This window comes from Pseudomonas sp. IT-P395 (genome assembly GCF_949767675.1).
In the GTDB taxonomy this organism is placed as follows: domain Bacteria; phylum Pseudomonadota; class Gammaproteobacteria; order Pseudomonadales; family Pseudomonadaceae; genus Aquipseudomonas.
Map to the genome: position 1 here is coordinate 16,230 of NZ_CATKPW010000060.1, position 24,945 is coordinate 41,174.

22 protein-coding genes and 1 other RNA gene are annotated in these 24,945 nt (G+C 60.5%); 18 read left to right on the top strand and 5 right to left on the bottom strand.

Features of this window, described 5'->3' with window-relative positions:
• Positions 1–35: 35 nt before the first annotated feature.
• From ACM6IN_RS26760 to ACM6IN_RS26775, 4 genes are all read right to left on the bottom strand, one after another.
• Complete coding sequence (locus ACM6IN_RS26760; protein ID WP_007917023.1) at positions 36–614, bottom strand: BON domain-containing protein; 579 nt, start codon at positions 612–614, stop codon at positions 36–38.
• On the bottom strand, positions 611–1,204 hold the full coding sequence (locus ACM6IN_RS26765) for a phosphoheptose isomerase (RefSeq protein ID WP_007917022.1): 594 nt from the start codon (positions 1,202–1,204) through the stop codon (positions 611–613). The genes ACM6IN_RS26760 and ACM6IN_RS26765 overlap by 4 nt, the downstream gene beginning before the upstream one ends.
• Before the next feature lie 104 nt (positions 1,205–1,308).
• Positions 1,309–1,671: a YraN family protein gene (locus ACM6IN_RS26770; protein ID WP_007917019.1), complete on the bottom strand. Its 363-nt coding sequence runs from the start codon at positions 1,669–1,671 to the stop codon at positions 1,309–1,311.
• The gene (locus ACM6IN_RS26775; RefSeq protein WP_414917001.1) at positions 1,671–3,482 is read right to left on the bottom strand and encodes a penicillin-binding protein activator; all 1,812 of its coding nucleotides are present in this window, start codon (positions 3,480–3,482) and stop codon (positions 1,671–1,673) included. Before ACM6IN_RS26775 ends, ACM6IN_RS26770 begins: the two co-directional genes overlap by 1 nt.
• 177 nt (positions 3,483–3,659) lie before the next feature.
• Between ACM6IN_RS26775 and rsmI the strand changes: the two genes are divergently transcribed.
• The 18 genes from rsmI to lpxC all read left to right on the top strand — a co-directional run bounded on the left by rsmI (position 3,660) and on the right by lpxC (position 23,198).
• Positions 3,660–4,565 (top strand): 16S rRNA (cytidine(1402)-2'-O)-methyltransferase, encoded by a 906-nt coding sequence (gene rsmI, locus ACM6IN_RS26780; protein ID WP_034156477.1) that lies wholly within the window; start codon positions 3,660–3,662, stop codon positions 4,563–4,565.
• 73 nt (positions 4,566–4,638) lie between these two features.
• Positions 4,639–4,992: RNase P RNA component class A (rnpB, locus tag ACM6IN_RS26785), an RNA gene on the top strand.
• Positions 4,993–5,394: 402 nt separating this feature from the next.
• Positions 5,395–5,850, top strand: coding sequence for a division/cell wall cluster transcriptional repressor MraZ (mraZ, locus tag ACM6IN_RS26790; RefSeq protein ID WP_007917012.1), 456 nt, complete (start codon positions 5,395–5,397; stop codon positions 5,848–5,850).
• The gene (gene rsmH, locus ACM6IN_RS26795) at positions 5,847–6,794 is read left to right on the top strand and encodes a 16S rRNA (cytosine(1402)-N(4))-methyltransferase RsmH (RefSeq protein ID WP_163019685.1); all 948 of its coding nucleotides are present in this window, start codon (positions 5,847–5,849) and stop codon (positions 6,792–6,794) included. The genes mraZ and rsmH overlap by 4 nt, the downstream gene beginning before the upstream one ends.
• Positions 6,791–7,084 carry a cell division protein FtsL gene (gene ftsL, locus ACM6IN_RS26800; RefSeq protein WP_007917008.1) on the top strand — a complete coding sequence of 98 codons (294 nt, stop codon included), beginning with the start codon at positions 6,791–6,793 and terminating at the stop codon, positions 7,082–7,084. Before rsmH ends, ftsL begins: the two co-directional genes overlap by 4 nt.
• Positions 7,084–8,823 (top strand): peptidoglycan D,D-transpeptidase FtsI family protein, encoded by a 1,740-nt coding sequence (locus ACM6IN_RS26805; RefSeq protein ID WP_174245137.1) that lies wholly within the window; start codon positions 7,084–7,086, stop codon positions 8,821–8,823. The genes ftsL and ACM6IN_RS26805 overlap by 1 nt, the downstream gene beginning before the upstream one ends.
• Positions 8,823–10,286 carry a UDP-N-acetylmuramoyl-L-alanyl-D-glutamate--2,6-diaminopimelate ligase gene (locus tag ACM6IN_RS26810; protein WP_414917002.1) on the top strand — a complete coding sequence of 488 codons (1,464 nt, stop codon included), beginning with the start codon at positions 8,823–8,825 and terminating at the stop codon, positions 10,284–10,286. The genes ACM6IN_RS26805 and ACM6IN_RS26810 overlap by 1 nt, the downstream gene beginning before the upstream one ends.
• Positions 10,279–11,646 (top strand): UDP-N-acetylmuramoyl-tripeptide--D-alanyl-D-alanine ligase, encoded by a 1,368-nt coding sequence (locus tag ACM6IN_RS26815; RefSeq protein ID WP_095112410.1) that lies wholly within the window; start codon positions 10,279–10,281, stop codon positions 11,644–11,646. The genes ACM6IN_RS26810 and ACM6IN_RS26815 overlap by 8 nt, the downstream gene beginning before the upstream one ends.
• Complete coding sequence (mraY, locus tag ACM6IN_RS26820) at positions 11,646–12,728, top strand: phospho-N-acetylmuramoyl-pentapeptide-transferase (RefSeq protein WP_007917000.1); 1,083 nt, start codon at positions 11,646–11,648, stop codon at positions 12,726–12,728. Before ACM6IN_RS26815 ends, mraY begins: the two co-directional genes overlap by 1 nt.
• Positions 12,729–12,733: 5 nt before the next feature.
• Entirely contained in the window at positions 12,734–14,080 is a 1,347-nt protein-coding gene (murD, locus tag ACM6IN_RS26825; RefSeq protein WP_414917003.1) for a UDP-N-acetylmuramoyl-L-alanine--D-glutamate ligase, read from the top strand.
• Positions 14,077–15,294: a putative lipid II flippase FtsW gene (gene ftsW / locus ACM6IN_RS26830; RefSeq protein ID WP_007916996.1), complete on the top strand. Its 1,218-nt coding sequence runs from the start codon at positions 14,077–14,079 to the stop codon at positions 15,292–15,294. The genes murD and ftsW overlap by 4 nt, the downstream gene beginning before the upstream one ends.
• A complete protein-coding gene (murG, locus tag ACM6IN_RS26835; protein ID WP_007916994.1) occupies positions 15,284–16,354 on the top strand; it encodes an undecaprenyldiphospho-muramoylpentapeptide beta-N-acetylglucosaminyltransferase in 1,071 nt (356 codons plus the stop codon). The genes ftsW and murG overlap by 11 nt, the downstream gene beginning before the upstream one ends.
• Positions 16,347–17,807: a UDP-N-acetylmuramate--L-alanine ligase gene (gene murC, locus ACM6IN_RS26840; protein WP_007916992.1), complete on the top strand. Its 1,461-nt coding sequence runs from the start codon at positions 16,347–16,349 to the stop codon at positions 17,805–17,807. Before murG ends, murC begins: the two co-directional genes overlap by 8 nt.
• Positions 17,804–18,763: a D-alanine--D-alanine ligase gene (locus ACM6IN_RS26845; protein WP_110721097.1), complete on the top strand. Its 960-nt coding sequence runs from the start codon at positions 17,804–17,806 to the stop codon at positions 18,761–18,763. Before murC ends, ACM6IN_RS26845 begins: the two co-directional genes overlap by 4 nt.
• A 4-nt stretch (positions 18,764–18,767) precedes the next feature.
• Positions 18,768–19,634 (top strand): cell division protein FtsQ/DivIB, encoded by an 867-nt coding sequence (locus ACM6IN_RS26850; RefSeq protein ID WP_007916989.1) that lies wholly within the window; start codon positions 18,768–18,770, stop codon positions 19,632–19,634.
• Positions 19,635–19,649: 15 nt separating this feature from the next.
• The gene (gene ftsA, locus ACM6IN_RS26855) at positions 19,650–20,909 is read left to right on the top strand and encodes a cell division protein FtsA (protein WP_007916987.1); all 1,260 of its coding nucleotides are present in this window, start codon (positions 19,650–19,652) and stop codon (positions 20,907–20,909) included.
• 68 nt (positions 20,910–20,977) lie between these two features.
• Positions 20,978–22,174: a cell division protein FtsZ gene (ftsZ, locus tag ACM6IN_RS26860; protein ID WP_007916986.1), complete on the top strand. Its 1,197-nt coding sequence runs from the start codon at positions 20,978–20,980 to the stop codon at positions 22,172–22,174.
• A gap of 112 nt (positions 22,175–22,286) precedes the next feature.
• Entirely contained in the window at positions 22,287–23,198 is a 912-nt protein-coding gene (gene lpxC / locus ACM6IN_RS26865; protein WP_007916984.1) for a UDP-3-O-acyl-N-acetylglucosamine deacetylase, read from the top strand.
• A gap of 202 nt (positions 23,199–23,400) precedes the next feature.
• Here lpxC and ACM6IN_RS26870 read toward each other — a convergent pair whose 3' ends face one another.
• A complete protein-coding gene (locus ACM6IN_RS26870) occupies positions 23,401–24,909 on the bottom strand; it encodes a sensor domain-containing diguanylate cyclase (RefSeq protein WP_414893118.1) in 1,509 nt (502 codons plus the stop codon).
• Positions 24,910–24,945 lie beyond the last annotated feature (36 nt).

Here is a 24,945-nt window from a genome sequence, read left to right on the forward strand (position 1 = left end):
GATGGATCGCCTTTTTTGTGTGCGCGTTTCAGCTATCAGTCGATGTATTCGAAGAGTTTGACGATTTTCTGTACGCCGGAAACACCCTGAACCAGATTGGTTGCCTGAGTGGCTTCCTGTTTGGTCAGCAGGCCCAGCAGATAGACGATACCGTTCTCGGTCACGACCTTGATGCGCGAGCCAGGGATGCTGGCGTCGGTGAGCATCTGGGTCTTGATCTTGGAGGTCAGCCAGGTGTCGTTCTGGCGAGCCAGGAAGCCGGACGGCGGTATGACCTGCAGTTCGTTGTGAACGGTTTTTACCCGCTGCACGGCGGCTGCTGCCTGCTCAGCCTTGGCTTTCAAGTCTGCGCGAGGGGTTTGACCGGCCAGCAAGACAACACCGTTGAAACTGGTGACGACGATGTGCGAATCGTTGTCCAGGGCCGGGTCGGCCTTGGCCACGTTCACACCGACTTTGGTTTCGATCAACGAGTCGTCGATCTTGCTGCCGAAGGTGCGCGTGCCACGGTCGTCGTCGATCGGTGCTTCACGGCTGGCGTTCACCACCGAGGTGCAGCCGCTGATGCCGAGGCACAGGGTCAAGGCCAGAAGGCCAAGGCGATTAGGGGTCATTCTTCACTCCCGAACAGTTGGCTGTCGATCAGATCGCAAAGGCAATGGATCGCCAGCAAGTGGACTTCTTGAATACGTGCAGTGACATTGGCCGGAACGCGAATCTCGACGTCTTCGGGCAGCAGCAGCGACGCCATGCCGCCGCCATCGCGTCCGGTCATAGCTACGACAATCATTTCGCGATCATGTGCGGCCTGGATCGCTTGAATAATGTTCGCCGAGTTGCCGCTGGTCGAAATAGCCAGCAGGACATCGCCTGGCTGACCGAGCGCGCGGATCTGTTTGGAGAACACTTCGTTGTAGCTGTAGTCATTGGCGATCGAAGTGATCGTCGAGGTATCGGTGGTCAGGGCGATAGCTGGCAGGCTCGGACGCTCGCGCTCGAAGCGGTTGAGCAACTCGGAGGAGAAGTGCTGGGCATCGCCGGCTGAGCCGCCATTGCCGCACGAAAGCATTTTGCCTTCGTTGAGCAGGGCGTTGACCATGATCTGGCTGGCTTGCTCGATGTGCGGTGCAAGTACGTCCATCGCCTGTTGCTTGGTGTCGATACTGGCCTGGAAAAGCTGGCGAATTCGGGATTGCATGTCCATCTGTGTGACCTTAAGTAGCGCGGCTGTCCGGCACATGAATGTGCAGCCCGCAAAGCAAAGAGCAAAATTTGTCGGTGGGATTGTCCGGGTCGCAACGCCGACGATCAACTGTCGAAAGCATTCTGCAACCAGTTCAGCTGATCCGGATGGCTGTCGATAGCCACCACGTCGAAGCGGCAAGGGGAATTGGCCCAACGCGACTCGCGCTGAAGAAAATACTGTGCAGCGAAAATCAGTTTCTGCTGCTTGCGCCCATCGATGCTAGCGAGCGCGCCACCCCATTGAGTGTTTTTTCTGTAGCGAACTTCAACGAATACTACTGTATCGCCATCAAGCATGACCAGATCAAGCTCGCCGCGTTTGCATAACCAGTTCTGCGCCAGCAGGCGCAGACCGTGTTGTTGCAGATGCTCGAGCGCCTGGCGCTCGGCATCCTTACCGCTTTGCGAGCGTGACCTGTCAGGCATCAGCGCGGGGTGTCCGGCAGGCGCTGCACCTGGCCGCTGACGAACTGTGCCCAAGGCAATTGACGCACGACGCGTTGGGTCTGGGTCATGCCGAGGCTGCCCGACTCACCGTCGATGCGGCTGTCTGGCAGGGCTTTGAGTTGCCCCAGGCGCGGAGCCAAGCGATAGGCATCGACACCCATCGCGTACAGGCGGCCGAGGCTGCCGGCGGCTTGCGGCCACTGCGCAACCACTTGCTGACGCAATGGGTCACTGCTGTCCAGCAGCCATGGGGTTTCGCAGAAGCGAATGCCGTTCATGTCGTTGTACTGGTTGACGTCGCCACTGGCGCTGTAAACGTGCGAGGTCGCATAAACCGGAACGTCACCGGCGTACTGGAAATTCAGGGTCGGCTTGATCTGCTGCGCCTGTTGTGGCGTGGCAGCAAGGAAGATGAACTCGATGTCCTGACGACGCGACGGCTGCGCGGCGACGTTAGTGCCGGCGGCATTTTGCAGGCTCTTGGCGCGGGCTTCGCTCTGACGCAGCTGGAACATGTCAGCGATCTGCTGAGCCAGTTGCACCGGCTGATCAACGCGTTCGGTGGCTACGATGCTGCCGCCGTTAGCCTGCCAGTCCTGGCTGAACGCACGCAGTACGCGGTCGCCCCATTCGCCTTTCGGCACCATGATCGCGGCGCGGTGCAGGCCATCGGCGCGGGCGCGACGCGAGACTTCGCGAGCTTCGTCTTCCGCGGCCAGACCGAACTGGAACAGTTGCGCCGGACCTTGATCGCCTTCGCTATAGTTCAGGGCGAGGGTGGTGATCGGCAGTTGCGGACGGGTGCTCAGCTGTTTGACCAGTGGTTTTTCCAGCGGGCCGACAACCAGTTGCACGCCGTCAGCCTGAGCCTTGCGGTAGAACTCGTCCATCGAGGTCAGCTTCGAGCTGTCGTAGAACTCGATCGCTGGTGGCTTTTGCCCGGCCTGTTGAGCCTGGTAGTGCGCGGCCATGAAGCCTTCACGCAGTGCCTTGCCGACGGCGGCCAATTGACCGTCTTGCGGCAGCAGCAGGGCGATTTTGCTCAGCGGCTGGCTGGCCAGTTCCTTGAGTTTGGTCAGCGGCAGCGGCAGGTTGATTGCGGCCGGGTGCTTTGGATTCTGCGCGCGCCAGGTGTCGATTGCGGCTTGCTGCTGTTCCAGGGTGCCCGCGGATTTCACCGCCATGGCCAGGCCCATCCAGCCGCCGAGATCGTCGGTGCTGTTTGGCTGCAGTTGGTCGGTCGGCAGTGAGCCGATCAGGGTCCAGATCGCTTCGTGGTTCTTGCTCGCGGCGTCGCCTTGCAGCATCGGCGCGATGAACACGCGCTCGCGGGCGGCAGCCAGAGTCTGGCCATCGGCTTCAAGGGCGCGGGCATGCACGGTGCCGGTGCGTACTTGCTGCTCTTCAGGCATCTCACCCAAATGTTGCAGGCTTGGATGGCTCAGGGCCGTCAGCGCAGCTTTCGGCTGATTGCGGGTCATGGCCAGTTCAGCATTCAGCGTGCTGGCGAAAATCTGCTGGCCTGGCTTCAGTTGCTCCATCGGCACTTGTTGCAGGATCTGCGCAGACTGGCCGGCGTTACCCTGACGGTAAGCCAGATCCGCAGCACTCAGGCGCAGCAGGGCGGCTTTTTCCGGGGTTTTCGCCTGGCTAGCCTGTTCGAGCAGTTGCTCGATGCTGGCATCCGGGGTCCGTGGAAGTTCGCCAAGGCTGGAGGAAGGGGAGCTGGCGCAAGCCGCCAACAGGGCAGCGAGGCAGAGGGCAGTGAACAGCCGCAGGCAAGCGATCATGTAAGTGTTCCTGATACTCGATCAAATTAGCGTCGAATTGTACCCAAGCACTGGCCGGGGCGCGATGTTACTGGCGTGAATCGGACGATTTAGCTGGAGTAAATGTTGCGGCGGCGCACAACTGCGCGCAAAACCATGGTGGGTCGAGGCGCGTCGCAAGCCTCGTGTCGCGCTACAATGGCCGCTTTTACCGATCACGAGGTGTGCGCTTTGACTGCTCCAGGTTCCCTGAATTCCGCTGCTGGCTCGCTTTATGTGGTGGCGACGCCCATCGGCAACCTGGACGACATCAGCGCCCGGGCATTGAAGATCCTCCGTGAAGTCGCCTTGATCGCCGCCGAGGACACCCGTCACTCGGCGCGCCTCATGCAGCACTTCGGGATCGGCACGCCGCTGGCTGCGTGTCACGAACACAATGAACGAGATGAAGGTAGCCGCTTTATTACCCGCTTGCTGGCCGGTGATAACGTCGCGCTGATTTCCGATGCGGGGACACCGCTGATTTCCGATCCGGGTTATCACTTGGTGCGTCAGGCTCGCGCAGCCGGAATCAATGTGGTGCCGGTGCCGGGTGCTTGTGCGCTTATCGCCGCGTTGTCGGCGGCGGGGCTGCCATCCGATCGTTTTATCTTTGAAGGTTTTCTGCCGGCCAAGTCGGTCGGGCGCAAGGCGCGACTGGAAGCCGTTAAAGAAGAGCCGCGCACGCTGATCTTTTACGAAGCTCCGCACCGCATTCTTGAATGTCTGCAGGATATGGAAGCCGTGTTTGGTGGAGAGCGCCAGGCATTGCTCGCCCGCGAGATCACCAAGACCTTCGAAACGCTAAAAGGTCTGCCATTGGCTGAGTTGCGTGCGTTCGTCGAATCCGACAGCAATCAGCAGCGCGGCGAATGCGTGGTGTTGGTGGCTGGCTGGACCGCGCCGGAGTCTGAAGACGCCGTGAGTAGCGAGGCGATGCGCATCCTCGATCTGCTCCTCGAAGAAATGCCGCTCAAGCGTGCCGCCGCGCTGGCAGCGCAGATCACCGGCGAGCGCAAAAACGTGTTGTATCAGGTCGCGCTGGATAAACAGAAAGGCGTGTAAGCCGTCGCCCATAGCGGTCTTGAGGCTTTTAGCGCTTGTTCTTCGGGCGCTCTGCCGTTAACCTTCGCGGCGGAGAGTCGATCGGACAGTCGCTGCCCTCTATGAAAATTAGGGGGGGGAGGAAAGTCCGGGCTCCATAGGGCGAAGTGCCAGGTAATGCCTGGGAGGCGTGAGCCTACGGAAAGTGCCACAGAAAATAACCGCCTAAGCGCTTCGGCGCCGGTAAGGGTGAAAAGGTGCGGTAAGAGCGCACCGCACGTCTGGCAACAGTTCGTGGCTAGGTAAACCCCACTTGGAGCAAGACCAAATAGGGTCCCAAGGCGTGGCCCGCGCTGGGACCGGGTAGGTTGCTAAAGATGTCCAGTGATGGCCATCGTAGACGAATGACTGTTCAAGACAGAACCCGGCTTACAGATCGACTCTCCACCTTTTTCTTTCCCTGCTTGAATCAATGGCAACAGGGCTGTGTAATATCAGCAGGCCTGGGCTGAAAGTTCGGCAGCGGCAAACGCAGTAATAGCCATTTCCCACCTTGCTTCAATCAACAGCAGAAGCGCTTTTGTAATACCGAAAAAATCTTACTCTTAACAAATTACTTTAACTTTCGAGCGCAGCTATCAGTGCTGCATCAGGTTATGGGTCAAAAGTCTGCGCCAGATTGTCGTTACTCCTCCTTTTATGCTCCTAAATCTCCGTTCTGTAAGGGTTTTCCTTTAATCCGCGCCTTGACGGTGTGGTGGGCGCATTCCTATAGTGTGCGCAAGTGGCGGAAAGTGGCATGAAGTGGGTTTTTTGAGCTCAAAACGATAAAAATTGGAGAAACGCAGACGTGTTTCGCGGAGCTAACGCTATCAGTCTCGACGCAAAGGGCCGTCTCGCTATGCCGAGCCGGTACCGTGACGAGCTCGATTCGCGCAGTTCCGGCCAACTGATCGTGACCATTGATGCCGTTGATCCGTGTCTGTGTGTCTATCCGCTCGACGAGTGGGAAATTATTGAAACCAAGTTGCGCGCACTCCCTTCGCTTCGCGAAGAGAACCGTCGCTTGCAGCGTTTATTGATTGGCAACGCCGTCGACCTCGAGCTCGATGGCAGTGGTCGTTTTCTGGTTCCACCGCGTCTGCGCGAATACGCCAAGTTGGATAAGCGCGCGATGCTGGTAGGCCAACTGAACAAGTTCCAATTGTGGGACGAGGATGCATGGAACGCGGTATCTGCCGCTGACCTTGCTGCCATTCAACAACCGGGCGCGATGCCTGATGAACTGCGTGATTTGATCCTGTGACTATTGATAGCGGCTTTAACCACATCACCGTACTGCTTGACGAAGCCGTCGAGGCTCTCGCCGTACGTCCTGATGGCTGCTATCTGGACGGCACGTTCGGGCGCGGCGGCCACAGCCGGCTGATCCTCAGCCAGCTCGGCACGGACGGTCGGCTCATCGGATTCGACAAAGATCCACAAGCGATTGCCACCGGGCAAACGCTAGCGGCCGAAGACGGCCGCTTTGTCGTTGTGCAGCGCAGCTTTGCCGAGCTCGGTTCGGTGGTTGCCGAACAGGGTCTGAGCGGCAAGGTCAGCGGTATTCTGCTCGACCTCGGCGTGTCTTCGCCGCAGCTCGACGACGCCGAGCGCGGCTTCAGTTTCCTCAACGACGGCCCGCTCGACATGCGCATGGACCCGTCCCGTGGCATCAGCGCTGCCGAGTTTGTCAACACCGCGCCGGCTGAGGAAATCGCCCGGGTGTTCAAGGAATACGGCGAAGAGCGATTCTCCGGTCGCATGGCTCGCGCGGTCGCCGAACGTCGCGATATCAAGCCGTTCGAGCGCACCGCCGATCTGGCTGAAGTGTTGAAAGTCGCCAACCCGGCGTGGGAAAAGGGCAAGAACCCGGCCACCCGTGCATTCCAGGGTTTGCGCATTCACGTCAACAACGAGCTGGGTGATCTGGAAGCCGGCCTCGAAGCCGCACTGGATGCTCTGGAAGTTGGCGGCCGTCTGGTCGTGATCAGCTTCCACTCGCTGGAAGACCGCATCGTCAAACTGTTCATGCGCAAGCTGGTGAAAGGCGAAGCCGACAACCTGCCGCGCAACCTGCCGGTTCGCCATGTCGCGTTCGAACCGAAAATCAAAATCCATGGCAAAGCGCAGACGGCCTCCGACGCCGAACTCAAAGCCAACCCACGTTCCCGTAGCGCCGTCATGCGCGTCGCGGAGAAGTTGCGGTGAGCAAGCTTTTCGCCAAGCCACTGCCCGGCGGCAGCTTTCTGATGCTGCTGCTGTTTATCGGCGTGCTCGTCTCGGCCATCGCCGTGTCGTACAGCGCGCACTGGAACCGGCAGTTGCTCAACACCCTTTACAACGAACTCAGCGTGCGCGACAAGGCGCAGGCCGAGTGGGGCCGTCTGATTCTTGAACAGAGCACCTGGACCGCGCACAGCCGCATCGAAGTGCTGGCCACCGAACAATTGAAAATGCACATCCCCGGCGCGGCTGACGTGAAGATGGTGGCGCCATGATGAAACTCGAAGGCGCACTGTTCCCATGGCGCTTCCGCCTGATGGTGGCGCTGCTTGGCATCATGGTCGCGGCGATCTGCTGGCGCATCATCGACCTGCAAGTGGTTGACCGTGACTTCCTCAAAGGTCAGGGCGATGCGCGCAGCCTGCGTCACATTCCGATTCCGGCTCACCGTGGTCTGATCACCGACCGTAACGGCGAGCCTTTGGCCGTGAGTACCCCGGTGACCACGCTGTGGGCCAACGCCAAGGAAATGCAAACGGCGAAAGAGAAGTGGCCGGCACTCGCCGCCGCGCTGGGTCAGGACCCGAAAGCCCTGACCGAACGCCTCGAAGCCCAGGCCAACAAAGAATTCATTTATCTGGTGCGCGGGCTGACCCCCGAGCAAGGCCAGGCTGTGCTCGACCTGAAAGTGCCGGGCGTTTATGGCATCGAAGAATTCCGCCGGTTCTATCCGGCCGGTGAAGTCACCGCACACATGGTCGGGTTTACCGACATCGACGACCACGGTCGCGAAGGTGTCGAACTGGCTTATGACGAATGGCTCGCCGGGGTGCCGGGCAAACGACAGGTCATCAAGGATCGGCGCGGACGGCTGATCAAGGATGTCCAGGTCACCAAAAACGCCAAGGCCGGCAAGCCCTTGGCGTTGTCCATTGACCTGCGCCTGCAATATCTGGCCAACCGCGAGCTGCGTAACGCGATCATCGAGAACGGCGCCAAGGCCGGCAGCCTGGTGATCATGGACGTCAAGACCGGCGAGATTCTGGCCATGGTCAACCAGCCGACCTACAACCCGAACAACCGCCGCAACCTGCAACCGGCGATGATGCGTAACCGCGCGATGATCGACGTGTTCGAACCGGGTTCGACCATGAAAGCCATCTCGATGGCTGCCGCAATCGAAACCGGCCGCTGGAAACCGAGCGACACCGTCGAGGTGTATCCGGGCTCCCTGCAGATCGGCAAATACACCATCAAGGACGTCTCCAAGAGCGAAGGTCCGGTGCTCGACCTGACCGGCATCCTGATCAATTCCAGTAACGTCGGCATGAGTAAGGTCGCGTTCGATATCGGCGGCGAAACGATTTTCCGCCTCGCGCAGAAAGTCGGCCTCGGCCAGGACACCGGCCTTGGCTTCCCGGGCGAACGTGTCGGCAACCTGCCGAACTACCGCGATTGGCGCAAGGCTGAAACCGCAACGCTTTCTTACGGCTACGGTATTTCCGTGACCGCGATTCAGCTCGTCCACGCGTTCTCGGCATTGGCCAACAACGGTCGTCTCGCGCCGTTGACCCTGATCAAAACCGACAAGCCACCGCAGACCACGCAGGTGCTGCCGGAAGCCGTCGCGAAAACCCTGCAAGGCATGCTTACTCAGGTGATCGAAGCGCCGCGCGGCGTGTTCCGTGCGCAGGTGCCGGCGTATCACGTGGCGGGCAAGTCGGGTACTGCGCGTAAGACCTCGGTGGGCACCAAGGGCTATGCGGAAAACTCTTACCGCTCGCTGTTCGCCGGTTTCGGTCCGATGAGCGATCCGCGTTACGCCATCGTTGTCGTGATTGATGAACCGTCCAAGGCCGGTTACTTCGGTGGTCTGGTTTCCGCGCCGGTGTTCAGCCGTGTGATGTCCGGCACCCTGCGTCTGATGAACGTTACGCCGGACAATCTGCCGACGACGCAACAAGCCAACGCTACCCCGGTCGTTCCGCTGAAAGCCAATGGAGGGCGCGGCTGATGTCATTAAGTCTGAACAAGATATTCCCCCACGCCGGCCACGATCTGTTGATCCGTGAATTGGCGCTGGACAGCCGCAACGTACGCGCGGGCGATTTGTTCCTCGCCGTGCCCGGCGGCAAATTCGATGGCCGTGCGCACATCGCCGATGCCTTGCAACGCGGCGCGGCGGCTGTAGCGTATGAAGTCGAAGGTGCCACCGTACTGCCGATCACCGACGTGCCGCTGATTCCGGTCAAAGGCTTGGCAGCGCAGCTGTCGGACATTGCCGGGCGTTTTTACGGCGAGCCAAGCCATCACCTGAACTTGATCGGCGTGACCGGCACCAACGGCAAAACCAGCGTGACCCAATTGGTTGCGCAGGCGCTGGATCTGCTCGGTCAGCATTGCGGCATCGTTGGGACCTTGGGTTCCGGCTTCTATGGCGCACTGCAAAGCGGTCTGCACACCACGCCGAATCCGATCGCCGTGCAAGCAACGTTGGGCGACCTGAAAAAGGCCGGCGCCAAAGCCGTGGCCATGGAAGTCTCGTCCCACGGTCTGGATCAGGGCCGGGTCACGGCGCTGGCGTTCGACGTCGCGGTGATGACCAACTTGTCCCGCGATCACCTGGATTATCACGGCAGCATGGAGGCATACGCCGAGGCCAAGGCCAAGCTGTTCGCCTGGAATGATCTGAAGTGTCGTGTGGTCAACCTCGACGACGATTTCGGCCGGCAACTGGCCGCTGAAAAACGCGAATCGCGCCTGATCACCTACAGCCTGCTCGACAGCAGCGCCTATCTATATTGCCGCGAAGCGCAGTTCGATGACCACGGCGTGCGCGCCACACTGGTGACGCCGCAGGGCGAACATCATCTGCGCAGCACCTTGCTCGGTCGTTTCAACCTGAGCAACGTTCTGGCGGCGGTCGGCGCCTTGCTCGGTCTGGATTACGCGCTCGACGAAATTCTCAAAGTACTGCCGAAACTCGAAGGCCCGGCCGGGCGCATGCAGCGTCTTGGCGGTGGCACTCAGCCGTTGGTGGTGGTCGATTACGCCCACACCCCGGATGCATTGGAAAAGGTTCTGACCGCGCTGCGCCCGCACGTCAAAGGTCAATTGCTGTGCCTGTTCGGCTGCGGCGGTGACCGTGATCGCGGCAAGCGTCCGTTGATGGCTGAAGTGGTCGAGCGTCTGGCCGATCAGGTGCTGGTCACCGACGACAACCCGCGCACTGAAGATCCGGCAGTGATTTTCGATGACATCCGCGCCGGTTTCACGGCTGTGGATAAAGTCACCTTTGTCGCCGGCCGTGGTCAGGCGATTGCGCAACTGATTGCCGGCGCTTCGGCGGATGACGTGATTGTGCTGGCCGGTAAAGGTCACGAGGACTATCAGGAAATCAACGGCGAGCGCCACGCTTTCTCCGATCTGGTCGAGGCTGATCACGCCCTGACGGCGTGGGAGGTGGCCCATGCTTAAGGCCTTGAAACTCAGCGAACTGACCAACGCACTCGATGCACGTTTGATCGCTGCTGATGCCAGTTTCGACGGCGTCAGCATCGACAGCCGTGCGATCCAGCCAGGCCAACTGTTTATTGCGTTGACCGGCCCGCGATTCGACGGTCATGACTATTTGAACGATGTCGCTGGCAAAGGCGCCGTGGCTGCGCTGGTCGAGCGTGAAGTCGCCGACAGCACCTTGCCGCAACTGCTGGTCAAAGACACCCGTCAGGCCCTCGGCCAGTTGGGCGCGCTGAACCGTGCCGCGTTCACTCAGCCAGTCGCAGCGATCACCGGTTCCAGCGGCAAGACCACGGTCAAGGAAATGCTCGCGAGCATCCTGCGCACCCGCGGTCCGGTACTGGCGACCCGTGGCAATCTGAACAACGATCTCGGCGCGCCGCTGACCCTGCTCGAACTGGCTGCGGAACACACTTCGGCCGTCATTGAACTGGGCGCCTCGCGTCTCGGCGAAATCGCTTACACCGTTGGCCTGACCAAGCCGCACGTGGCGATCCTCAACAATGCCGGCACCGCGCATGTTGGTGAGTTCGGCGGGCCGGAAAAAATCGTCGAAGCCAAAGGCGAAATCATCGACGGGCTGGCGGCCGATGGTGTCGCCGTGCTCAACCTCGATGACAAGGCCTTCGGTATCTGGAAGACCCGTGCGGGCGCGCGCAAAGTGCTGACTTTTGCCTTGAGCAATACGCACGCGGACTTTTACGCCAGCGATCTGAGCACCGATGCCCGTGGTTGCCCGGCCTTCAATCTGCACACGCCTGAAGGTGTCGAGCGCGTTCAACTGAACCTGCTCGGCACGCATAACGTCGCCAACTCCATGGCCGCCGCCGCTGCCGCTCACGCCTTGGGCGTGTCGCTGTTCGGCATCGCCACCGGGCTTGGCGCCGTGCAACCGGTCAAGGGTCGCACCGTCGCGCAACTGGCGAAAAACGGTATGCGCGTGATCGATGACACTTACAACGCAAACCCCACCTCGATGTGCGCGGCCGTTGATATACTCGCCGGCTTTTCCGGCCGCACCGTCCTGGTGCTCGGAGATATCGGCGAGTTGGGCGATTGGGCGGAGCAGGGGCACCGCGACGTGGGCGAGTACGCCCGGGGCAAGGTTTCCGCGCTTTATGCCGTCGGGCCAAACATGGTTCACGCCGTAAACGCTTTCGGTGAACAGGCGCATCACTTCGGCACGCAAGCCGAACTGATTCAGGCCCTCGACGCCGAGCAGGACACAAACACCACCATTTTGATCAAGGGTTCGCGCAGTGCAGCGATGGAAAACATCGTTGCGGCTCTGTGCGGGTCCAGTCTGGAGAAACATTAATGCTGCTGCTGCTAGCGGAGTATCTGCAACAGTTCTACAAAGGCTTCGCGGTCTTTCAGTACCTGACCCTGCGCGGGATTCTCGGTGTGCTGACCGCGCTGGTTTTGTCGCTGTGCTATGGCCCGTGGATGATCCGCACTTTGCAGAACCGTCAGATCGGTCAGTCCGTTCGAAATGATGGCCCGCAATCGCACCTGTCCAAGTCGGGTACACCGACCATGGGCGGCGCACTGATTCTGTCTTCGATCGGCGTCAGCACTCTGCTTTGGGCTGACCTGAGCAACCGCTACGTCTGGACTGTTTTGTTGGTGACTTTGTTGTTCGGCGCCATCGGCTGGGTCGACGATTACCGCAAAGTCATCGAGAAGAACTCGCGTGGTCTGCCGAGCCGCTGGAAGTATTTCTGGCAATCGGTGTTTGGCCTCGGCGCGGCGATCTTCCTTTATATGACTGCTTCCACCCCGGTGGAAACCACGCTGATTCTGCCGATGCTCAAGGACTACAGCATTCCGCTGGGCCTCGGTTTCATCGTGCTGACCTACTTTGTGATCGTCGGCTCGAGCAACGCGGTCAACCTGACTGACGGCCTCGATGGCCTGGCAATCATGCCGACCGTGATGGTCGGTGGTGGCCTCGGCATCTTCTGCTACCTGTCGGGTAACGTGAAATTCGCTGAATACCTGTTGATCCCTTACGTGCCGGGCGCGGGCGAACTGATCGTGTTCTGCGGCGCGCTGATCGGTGCCGGTCTCGGCTTCCTGTGGTTCAACACCTATCCGGCGCAAGTGTTCATGGGCGACGTCGGTGCCCTGGCACTCGGCGCGGCGCTGGGCACCATCGCGGTGATCGTCCGTCAGGAAATCGTCCTGTTCATCATGGGCGGCGTGTTCGTGATGGAAACCCTGTCAGTCGTCATTCAGGTTGCGTCCTTTAAGCTGACCGGTCGCCGTGTGTTCCGCATGGCACCGATCCACCACCATTTTGAACTCAAGGGCTGGCCCGAGCCGCGCGTGATCGTCCGTTTCTGGATCATCACCGTGATTCTCGTGCTGATCGGCCTTGCCACCCTGAAGCTGAGGTAGAACGAGTGTCTCTGATCGCTTCTGACCACTTCCGCATCGTTGTCGGCCTCGGCAAGAGCGGCATGTCCCTGGTTCGCTTCCTGGCGAACCGGGGCACGTCGTTTGCCGTGGCCGACACGCGGGAAAATCCACCGGAACTGGCCACGCTCAAGCGTGACTATCCGCACGTGGAAGTGCGTTGTGGCGAGCTGGACGTCGAATTCCTGTGCCGTGCCGACGAGCTCTACGTGAGCCCCGGCCTGGCGCTGGCGACCCCGGCCCTGCAAGCCGCTGCGGCCCGTGGCGTGAAACTGTCCGGCGACATCGAGCTGTTCGCGCGTAACGCGCGGGCGCCGATCGTGGCCATCAGCGGTTCCAACGCGAAAAGCACCGTCACCACTTTGGTCGGCGAGATGGCGGCTGCGGCCGGCAAACGTGTCGCCGTCGGCGGCAACCTTGGCACTCCGGCGCTGGATCTGCTCAGCGACGACGTCGAGCTGTACGTGATGGAACTGTCGAGTTTCCAACTGGAAACCACCGACCAGCTCAATGCCGAAGTGGCCACCGTGCTGAACATCAGCGAAGACCACATGGATCGCTACAGCGGTCTACCGGCGTACCACTTGGCCAAGCACCGGATTTTCCGTGGTGCCAAGCAGTTCGTGGTCAACCGTCAGGATGCGCTGACTCGTCCGTTGATGGGTGAGGGCCAGCCGTGCTGGACCTTCGGTCTGAGCAAACCGGATTTCAAGGCATTCGGTATCCGCGAAGAAGATGGCGAGAAGTACCTGGCCTTCGAATTCCAGAATCTGATGCCAGTGCGTGAATTGAAGATTCGCGGTGCACACAACCAGTCCAACGCCCTCGCGGCGCTGGCGCTCGGTCACGCCGTGGGCTTGCCGTTCGACGCCATGCTCTCGGCGCTGCGCACCTTCGCCGGCCTCGAACATCGCTGCCAGTGGGTGCGTGATCTCGATGGCGTGGCGTATTACAACGATTCCAAAGCGACCAACGTTGGCGCCGCACTGGCGGCCATCGAAGGCCTCGGCACGGACATCAACGGTAAGGTCATCCTGATCGCCGGTGGTGATGGCAAGGGTGCCGAATTCAACGATCTGCGTGATCCGGTGGCGGCCAACTGCCGCGCCGTGATCCTGATGGGCCGCGACTCCGACAAGATCGGTGCGGCAATCGGTGATGCCGTGCCGCTGATTCGCGCGACCTCGCTGGTCGACGCCGTTGCGCAATGCCGCGCCGCCGCCCAGCCGGGTGACGTCGTGCTGCTGTCGCCGGCCTGTGCCAGTTTCGACATGTTCAAGAATTACGAAGACCGTGGTCACCAGTTCGTCCGCGCTGTGGAGGATCTGGCATGAGCCTGCGCAATATCATCAAACCGTATCCGTCGCCGATCATCACCGGGCGCGGTATCGACCTCGATTTCCCGATGCTCGCCGGTTGCCTGGCGCTGCTCGGTCTCGGTTTGATCATGATCGCCTCGGCGTCCACCGAAGTGGCAGCCGCGCAGTCGGGCAGTCCGCTGTATTACATGATTCGCCACCTTATTTATGTGGTGCTGGGTCTGGGCGCGTGCATCGTCACCATGATGATTCCGATCGCCACCTGGCAACGTCTCGGCTGGCTGATGCTGATCGGTGCGTTCGGCTTGCTGGTGATGGTGATCATTCCCGGCATCGGTCGCGAAGTGAACGGTTCGATGCGCTGGATCGGTTTCAGCTTCTTCAACGTGCAGCCTTCCGAGATCGCCAAAGTGTTCGTGGTGATCTACCTCGCCGGTTATCTGGTGCGTCGCCAGAAAGAGGTGCGTGAAAGCTGGATGGGCTTCTTCAAGCCGTTCATTGTGCTGCTGCCGATGGCCGGTCTGTTGCTGATGGAACCGGACTTCGGGGCCACCGTAGTAATGATGGGGGCTGCGGCGGCCATGCTGTTCCTCGGCGGGGTCGGACTGTTCCGCTTCTCGCTGATGGTGGTGTTGGCGGTCGGGGCCGTGGTCTTGCTGATTCAGATGCAGCCATATCGTATGGCGCGTCTGACCAACTTCGCCGACCCGTGGGCTGACCAGTTCGGTGCCGGTTATCAGTTGTCGCAAGCGTTGATCGCGTTCGGTCGCGGTGAATGGCTGGGCGTCGGTCTGGGCAACAGCGTGCAGAAGCAGTTCTACCTGCCGGAAGCGCACACTGACTTCGTGTTCTCGGTACTGGCTGAAGAGCTCGGCGCCGTGGGTTCGCTGTGCACCGTGGCGCTGTTCGTGTTCGTGTGTATTCGCGGCATGTACATCGGCTTGTGGGCGGAGAAAGCCAAGCAGTTCTTTGCCGCGTATGTGGCTTACGGTCTGTCGTTCCTGTGGATTGGTCAGTTCCTGATCAACATCGGTGTGAACGTCGGCCTGCTGCCAACCAAGGGCCTGACCTTGCCGTTCCTCAGTTATGGCGGCAGCTCGTTGGTGATCTGCTGTGCCTGTCTCGGCTTGTTGCTGAGGATCGAGTGGGAGAGTCGAACCCATCTGGGCAGTGAAGAGATGGAGTTCCATGAGAGCGACTTCGCCGAGGAGCCGAATCATGGGCGCTAACGTATTGATCATGGCCGGCGGCACCGGCGGCCACGTATTCCCGGCGCTGGCCTGTGCCCGCGAGTTTCAGGCGCGCGGCTACACCGTGCACTGGCTCGGCACGCCACGCGGCATCGAGAATGAACTGGTGCCGGCGGCAGGTCTTGAACTGCACCGCATCAACGCTACCGGCCTGCGCGGCAAGGGCAAGCTGTCGCTGCTCAAGGCGCCGTTCATGCTGCTCAAATCGGTGTGGCAGGCGCGGGCGATCATTCGTCGCTTGAAGCCGGTGTGTGTGGTCGGCTTCGGTGGTTATGTGACCGGTCCCGGTGGCCTCGCCGCGAAACTGGCCGGCGTGCCGGTGATCGTTCACGAGCAGAACGCCGTGGCCGGCACCGCCAATCGGTTGCTGGTGCCGTTCGCCGCCCGGGTGTGTGAAGCGTTCCCCGACACCTTTACTCTGTCGGACACCCGCCGTACCACCGGAAACCCGGTGCGCAGCGAGCTGTTCCTCGATACATCGCGACCTGCCCTGGCCGGTCGCAAAGCGCGTTTGCTGATCCTCGGCGGAAGCCTTGGCGCAGAACCGTTGAACAAGTTGCTGCCTGAAGCCCTGGCCCAAGTCGCTGCCGATTTGCGCCCGGAAGTGTTTCATCAGGCTGGCAAAAACCACGATGAAGTGACTGCAGAGCGTTACCGCGCCGCCGGCGTGGAAGCGCAGGTGCAGCCGTTCATCAAAGACATGGCCCAGGCCTATGGCTGGGCTGACCTGGTGGTGTGTCGCGCAGGCGCGTTGACCATCAGTGAGCTGGCTGCCGCCGGTCTGCCCTCGATGCTGGTGCCTTTGCCCCACGCGATCGACGATCACCAGACCCGCAACGCCGATTATTTGGCCCGCGAAGGCGCTGCCTTCCTGATGCCGCAAAGAACGACTGGTGCCGCGGACCTTGCCGCGCGCCTGACAGAGGTCTTGATGCAACCGCAACGACTCGAAGATATGGCCCAAGCGGCCCGCCGTCTGGCGAAACCCGATGCCACCCGTAGCGTGGTCGATACCTGTCTGGAGGTGGCCCATGGTTGAGAATCAGAAAGCCATGCCGCAACCGGAAATGCGCCGCATCCGTCGCATCCACTTCGTCGGCATCGGCGGCGTGGGCATGTGCGGTATTGCCGAAGTGTTGTTGAACCTGGGCTACCAAGTGTCCGGTTCCGACCTGAAAGCTTCGCCGGTGACCGAGCGTCTGGAATCGTTCGGCGCGCAGATTTTCATTGGCCACCGTGCCGAGAACGCTGCGACCGCCGATGTGCTGGTGGTGTCTAGCGCGGTAAATACCTCGAACCCGGAAGTCGCGACTGCGCTTGAGCGCCGCATTCCGGTTGTACCGCGTGCCGAAATGCTTGCGGAACTGATGCGCTATCGCCACGGCATCGCTGTCGCCGGTACGCACGGCAAAACCACCACCACCAGCCTGATCGCTTCGGTGTTCGCCGCGGGTGGTCTGGACCCGACGTTCGTCATCGGTGGTCGTCTGAATGCCGCGGGCACCAATGCCCAGCTCGGCACCAGCCGTTACCTGATCGCCGAAGCCGATGAAAGCGATGCGAGTTTTCTGCATCTGCAACCGCTGGTGGCCGTGGTCACCAACATCGACGCCGACCACATGGCGACCTACGACGGTGACTTCAACAAACTGAAGAAAACCTTCGTCGAGTTCCTGCACAACCTGCCGTTCTACGGCTTGGCAGTGATGTGCCTGGACGATCCGGTGGTGCGCGAAATCCTGCCGCTGGTGAAACGTCCGACCGTGACCTACGGCTTCAGCGAAGACGCTGACGTGCGCGCGATCAATATTCGCCAGCAAGGCATGCAGACGTTCTTCACCGTGCTGCGCCCGGATCGTGAACCGCTGGACGTGTCGGTGAACATGCCCGGCAACCACAACGTCCTCAACTCGCTGGCGACCATTTGCATCGCCACCGACGAAGGCGTCAGCGATGAAGCCATCGTTCAGGGCCTCTCTGGCTTCCAGGGCGTGGGTCGACGCTTCCAGGTCTACGGCGAACTGCCAGTGGACGGCGGCAACGTGATGCTGGTCGATGACTACGGTCACCACCCGACCGAAGTCGCTGCAGTGATCAAAGCCGTGCGCGGTGGCTGGCCGGAGCGCCGTCTGGTGATGGTGTATCAACCGCATCGCTACAGCCGCACCCGCGACCTGTACGACGACTTCGTCAATGTACTGGCCGACGCCAACGTGCTGCTGCTGATGGAAGTCTATCCGGCCGGTGAAGAGCCGATCCCGGGCGCCGACAGCCGCAAACTGTGCAACAGCATCCGCCAGCGCGGTCAGCTCGACCCGATCTACATCGAGCGTGGCGTCGATCTGGCGCCGCTGGTCAAGCCGCTGCTGCGTGCCGGCGACATCCTGCTGTGCCAGGGCGCCGGTGATATCGGCGGTCTCGCGCCGAAGCTGTTGAAAAGTGAATTGTTCGCTGGCGCCGTGGCGGCGTCGGTCGAGGGGAAGTTGAAATGACTGCTGCCTACGCCAACCTGTTCTCCACCATCGCGCCAAAAGACTTCGGCCGCGTCGCCGTGCTCTTCGGCGGGCTGAGTGCCGAGCGTGAGGTTTCGCTGAAATCCGGTAACGCCGTACTTGAAGCGCTGCAAAGTGCTGGCGTGGACGCGTTCGGCATCGACGTTGGCGACGACATTCTGCAACGTCTGCTCAGCGAAAAGATCGACCGCGCCTTCATCATTCTTCACGGCCGTGGCGGTGAAGACGGCTCCATGCAGGGCCTGCTCGAAGTGGCGGGCATTCCGTACACCGGCAGTGGCATTCTGGCCTCGGCACTGGCGATGGACAAACTGCGCACCAAGCAGGTCTGGCACAGCCTCGGGATTCCGACGCCGCGTCACGCCGTGCTGTGCAGCGAAGCCGATTGTATTTCGGCGGCGACGGAACTGGGCTTCCCTTTGATCGTCAAACCGGCGCATGAAGGTTCAAGTATCGGGATGGCCAAAGTGAGTTCTGCGTCCGAGTTGATCGACGCATGGAAAGCGGCCAGTACCTACGATTCGCAAGTCTTGGTTGAGCAATGGATTCAAGGTCCGGAGTTCACCATCGCCACCCTGCGTGACCAGGTGTTGCCTCCTATCGCCCTGGGTACACCGCACACGTTCTACGACTACGACGCCAAGTACATCGCCAACGATACCCAGTACCGCATTCCGTGCGGGCTGGATGCCGCCAAGGAACAGGAACTCATGGATCTCACGGCCAAGGCCTGTGAGGCGCTGGGTATTGCCGGTTGGGGCAGGGCGGACGTGATGCAGGACGCCGACGGGCAGTTCTGGTTTCTGGAAGTGAACACCGCTCCGGGCATGACCGATCACAGTCTGGTGCCGATGGCGGCCCGTGCGGCTGGCCTGGATTTCCAGCAACTGGTTCTGGCCATTCTGGCCGCCAGTGTTGAAGACGCTCGAGGTTAAGACGATGCAAGGCGCTCAGCTCCGACATCAGCCTCCCGCACCCGGCCGCAAGCCGGTGCCACGGGGTGCCAGCCGAATGGTGGCGAAAGAGCCGATGTCCGCGCGCCTGCCGAAAGCCAATTTCAGCTTTCTGAAAAGTCTGTTCTGGCCGGTGCTGTTGGTGGTGCTGGGCTTTGGCACTTACGAAGGCGCGACGCGTTTGCTGCCGTACGCCGACCGGCCGATCACCAAGATCGCCGTGCAGGGCGACCTGAGCTACATCAGCCAGCAAGCGGTGCAGCAGCGGATCGCCCCGTATGTGGCGTCGAGCTTCTTCACCATCGACCTGGCCGGTATGCGCACCGAGCTTGAGCAGATGCCGTGGATCGCCCACGCCGAAGTCCGTCGGGTGTGGCCGGACCAGGTGGTGATCCGCCTCGAAGAACAATTGCCGGTGGCGCGTTGGGGCGACGAGTCGTTGCTGAACAACCAGGGCCAGGCGTTTACGCCCAAGGAACTGGCGAATTACGAACACCTGCCACAGCTGTTCGGCCCACAACGGGCTCAGCAGCAAGTCATGCAGCAGTATCAGGTGCTGAGCCAGATGCTGCGGCCGTTGGGCTTCTCGATTGCGCGCCTGGAATTGCGTGAACGCGGGAGTTGGTTCCTGACCACCGGTGCCGGCAGTTCCGGCCCCGGCATCGAGTTGCTGCTGGGACGCGGCAACCTGGTGGAAAAGATGCGCCGCTTTATCGCCATCTATGACAAGACGCTTAAAGACCAGATTACGAACATTGCGCGCATCGATCTGCGCTACGCCAACGGCCTCGCTGTTGGCTGGCGGGAACCAGTAGCGCCGACGACAGCCCAACCCGCTGTCGCAAAGAATTAAGAAGAGGCAGGACCCATGGCAAACGTGCAAAGCGGCAAAATGATCGTCGGTCTCGATATCGGCACCTCCAAGGTGGTGGCGCTGGTCGGCGAGGTTTCCGACGACGGCTCGCTGGAAATCGTCGGGATCGGTACCCATCCGTCCCGTGGCCTGAAGAAGGGCGTGGTGGTCAACATCGAGTCCACCGTGCAATCGATCCAGCGCGCGATCGAAGAGGCCCAACTGATGGCGGGCTGCCGCATTCACTCGGCGTTCGTCGGCGTGGCGGGCAATCACATCCGCAGCCTGAACTCCCACGGCATCGTCGCGATCCGTGATCGTGAAGTCAGCTCGGCTGACCTTGAGCGCGTGCTCGACGCCGCTCAGGCTGTAGCTATCCCGGCTGACCAGCGCGTGCTGCACACCTTGCCGCAGGATTACGTGATCGATAACCAGGAAGGCGTACGCGAGCCTCTGGGCATGTCCGGCGTGCGTCTGGAAGCCAAGGTTCACGTGGTCACCTGCGCCGTCAACGCTGCACAAAACATTGAAAAATGCGTGCGTCGCTGCGGTCTGGAAATCGACGACATCATTCTCGAGCAACTGGCCTCGGCCTACTCGGTGCTGACCGACGACGAGAAAGAACTCGGCGTGTGCCTGGTCGACATCGGCGGCGGCACCACTGACATCGCGATCTTTACTGAAGGCGCGATCCGCCACACCGCAGTGATCCCGATTGCCGGTGATCAGGTGACCAACGACATCGCCATGGCGTTGCGCACCCCGACCCAGTACGCCGAAGAGATCAAGATCCGCTACGCCTGCGCCCTGGCCAAACTGGCCGGTGCCGGTGAAACCATCAAGGTGCCGAGTGTTGGCGATCGTCCACCGCGCGAACTGTCGCGTCAGGCCCTGGCCGAAGTGGTCGAGCCGCGTTACGACGAACTGTTCACCCTGATCCAGGCCGAGCTGCGTCGCAGCGGCTACGAAGACCTGATCCCGGCCGGCATCGTCCTCACCGGCGGTACGTCGAAGATGGAAGGCGCCACTGAACTGGCCGAAGAAATCTTCCACATGCCGGTCCGCCTCGGCGTACCGCATGGCGTGAAAGGTCTGGATGACGTGGTGCGCAACCCGATTTATTCCACTGGCGTTGGTTTGTTGATGTACGGCCTGCAAAAGCAGTCCGACGGGGTTTCGTTCTCCGGCATCGGCAGCCGCGACAGCTACAGCAACGAAGAGCCACAGGCGCCGTTGCTGGACCGATTGAAGAAGTGGGTTCAAGGCAACTTCTAAAGCTTTACCGCAACACCGCAACAAAAATGCAGTAGGCGAAAAAACTAGAGAATGTAAGGAGAGGGAAAATGTTCGAACTCGTAGACAACATCCCCGCAAGCCCGGTAATCAAAGTTATCGGTGTTGGCGGTGGCGGCGGCAACGCTGTCAATCACATGGTCAAGAGCAACATCGAAGGCGTTGAATTCATCTGCGCCAACACTGATGCTCAAGCGCTGAAAAACATCGGCGCGCGTACCATTCTACAACTGGGCACGGGCGTGACCAAAGGTCTGGGCGCCGGCGCCAACCCTGAAGTAGGTCGTCAGGCCGCTCTCGAAGACCGTGAGCGCATTGCCGAAGTCCTGCAGGGCACCAACATGGTGTTCATCACCACTGGCATGGGCGGCGGTACCGGTACCGGTGCTGCGCCGATCATCGCCGAAGTGGCCAAGGAAATGGGCATTCTGACCGTTGCGGTAGTAACGCGTCCGTTCCCGTTCGAAGGCCGCAAGCGTATGCAGATCGCCGATGAAGGCATCCGCATGCTTTCGGAAAGCGTCGACTCGTTGATCACCATCCCTAACGAGAAGCTGCTGACCATCCTCGGTAAAGACGCAAGCCTCTTGTCGGCTTTCGCCAAGGCTGACGATGTACTGGCCGGTGCCGTTCGCGGTATCTCCGACATCATCAAGCGTCCGGGCATGATCAACGTCGACTTCGCCGACGTGCGTACCGTAATGAGCGAAATGGGCATGGCGATGATGGGCACTGGCTGCGCCAGCGGTCCGAACCGTGCACGTGAAGCCACTGAAGCGGCCATCCGCAACCCGCTGCTGGAAGACGTGAACCTGCAAGGCGCACGCGGCATCCTGGTGAACATCACCGCCGGTCCTGACCTGTCCCTGGGTGAGTACTCCGACGTGGGTAGCATCATCGAAGCCTTCGCTTCCGAGCACGCGATGGTCAAGGTCGGTACCGTTATCGATCCGGACATGCGCGACGAACTGCACGTGACTGTGGTTGCCACCGGTCTGGGCGCGAAAATCGAGAAGCCTGTAAAGGTTATCGACAACACCGTTCACACCTCCATGGCTTCTGCCCAGGTGCAACAACCGGCTGCGGCCCGTCAGGAAGCGCCAGCGGTGAACTACCGTGATCTGGACCGTCCGACCGTCATGCGCAACCAGGCTCAGGCCGGTGCTGCGGCTGCCGCGAAGATGAATCCGCAAGATGATCTGGACTACCTGGACATCCCGGCTTTCCTGCGTCGTCAGGCCGATTGATGGAATGTATCAGGGCTATGAAGGTGATTGGTGTTCAGCAAAGGCATGGTCTGCTATCATCGCCAGCCTTTGTTGATACCAGTTCGCAATTTGCGCTGAAGCGGCCCAAGCCATGATTAAACAACGCACACTGAAAAATATTATCCGTGCCACAGGTGTAGGCCTGCACTCCGGTGAGAAGGTCTACCTGACCCTCAAGCCTGCGCCTGTCGACACTGGCATTGTGTTTTGTCGCGCTGACCTCGACCCTGTGGTGCAGATTCCTGCCCGCGCGGAAAACGTCGGTGAAACCACTATGTCGACGACGCTGATCAACGGCGACGTGAAAGTGGACACGGTAGAGCACTTGCTCTCGGCCATGGCTGGCCTGGGCATCGATAACGCCTACGTCGAGCTCTCCGCGTCCGAAGTCCCGATCATGGATGGCAGCGCTGGACCCTTCGTATTCCTGATTCAATCGGCAGGCCTGGAAGAACAGGACGCCGCCAAGAAATTCATCCGCATCCTGCGTGAAGTGACAGTGGAAGACGGCGACAAGCGCGCCACTTTCGTCCCTTTCGAAGGGTTCAAGGTGAGCTTCGAGATCGATTTCGATCACCCGGTATTCCGGGACCGCACCCAAAGTGCAAGCGTGGATTTTTCCAGCACTTCGTTCGTAAAAGAAGTCAGCCGCGCCCGTACCTTTGGTTTCATGAGTGATATCGAGTACCTGCGCAAGCACAACCTCGCACTCGGCGGCAGCGTTGAAAACGCAATCGTGGTCGATGCCGATGGCGTGTTGAACGAAGACGGCCTTCGCTATGAAGACGAATTCGTGAAGCACAAGATCCTCGATGCCATTGGCGACCTGTACCTGCTGGGTAACAGCCTGATTGGTGAGTTCAAAGGCTTCAAGTCCGGTCATGCACTGAACAACCAGCTGCTGCGCAAGTTGATTGAGCAGACAGATGCTTGGGAAGTGGTGACGTTCGAAGACGCCAGCACCGCACCAATCTCTTACATGCGCCCGGTTGCGGCGGTGTAAGTAAAAAACCTCTCTAGTTTTTTGAAGGCCATCCTCGGATGGCCTTTTTTTATGCCTGCAATTTCTCTAGTGCCTGATCTGGCCCTATCGCTGGCAAGCCAGCTCCCACAGGTTTCTTTGTGAATCACAAATCTGCAGCACATCACAAATCCCTGTGGGAGCTGGCTTGCCAGCGATAGGGCCGGTGAAGCCAATACATCTATCAGGCAGCCACCACCACCCGATTACGCCCACCTTCCTTGGCCTGATACAACGCCTTGTCCGCCGCAAACAGCAACTGCTCCAGCGTCATCTCGCTCGCCGCCGTCCATGTCGCGATGCCAATACTCACGGTCATCGGCCGCTCGGCCCCGTCGACCAACGGCAACTGCTCCACCGCTTGGCGAATATGCTCGGCAATCTGCTGCGCGCCATGGCCGTCGGTCTCGGCCAGAATCACCGAAAACTCCTCCCCGCCATAACGCGCGACCAAATCCGCCGGTCGCCGCACATTGTCCGTGATGACCTTGGCCAGCGTCTTCAACGCCTGATCCCCAGCCTGATGCCCATGTCGATCATTGAAAGCCTTGAAATGATCGGCATCGATCATCATCACCGACATCGGTTTGCCCGAGCGCTGGGCGCGGAACCACTCATGACGCAGTGCCTGATCGAGCATTCGCCGATTGGCCACGCCCGTCAGCGCATCGGTAGCAGCCAGTTGCGCCAGCTCGCGCTCGGCACGCTGGCGCAAGCGTAATTCGCGGGCCAACAGCCAGGTCAGCCACAACAGACCCACGCACAACACGCCCGTGGCACCGCTGATCAGAATCGCGGTGCGCCGCCAGGTGCCGAACACTTGATCGCTGGACAGCGCAACCATCACCGTCAACGGCAAATTGCCAACCCGCGAATAGGTATAGAGGCGCTGCTGATGATCCATGCTCGAGGTGCTGGTGAAACTGCCGCTGCCGTCCTTGTCGCCGAGGATGCGCACGACATTCGGCCGGTTGCCGAAGCTTTTGCCGATGGAATCACTTTGCAGATAAGGCTTCTGTGCGAGCAGGACGCCGTCACTGTTGATGATGTTCAGCGTGCTGTCTTTGCCAATGTCGAGGCTGTTGAACAATTGGTCGAAGTAGTCGAGTTTCATCGACGCCACGGCCACACCAGCGAACTCACCGGTTTGCGAGGAGATCCGGCGACTGAAACTGATTCGCCACTGATTGGCCTCGTCGCAGTCGCAACGGGTCTTGAACGGACGGCTGATGAACATGCCGATGTCGCGATTGAAGGCGTGGGCGAGGAAGTAATCGCGGTCGGCAAAATTACCCGGTTTTGGCTCGATTCGCGAAGAATCGGCAATCACATTCCCATGTTTGTCGAGCAACAGAATGTCGCCCTTGAAGCGTGCCGTGGTCGAGCGGTCGAACAGCGCCAGATGGCGGATCTGCGGTGAGACATCTTGCAGGTCATCGCGCTGGGCGGCGGCGATCAGGCCTTGCAGGGTCAAGTCGTACAGCTCGACGGTGCGCAGCACATCGGCGTCGATCAGTTGCGCAATGGTGGTGGCACTGCGGGTCGCCGATTCCCGAGCATTGGCGTGCTCGCGGATCAGCAGGAACGTGACGATGCACAGAATCGCGATCACTGTCAGCAAACTGCCGCAGATCAGCAGCAGCTCGGGGCGTCCGGTCTTGCCCGCAACGGGTGGGGTACGGCTCGCGATCATGATTGGGCTGTCGGTTGGGGGAAGGTCTTATAAGCG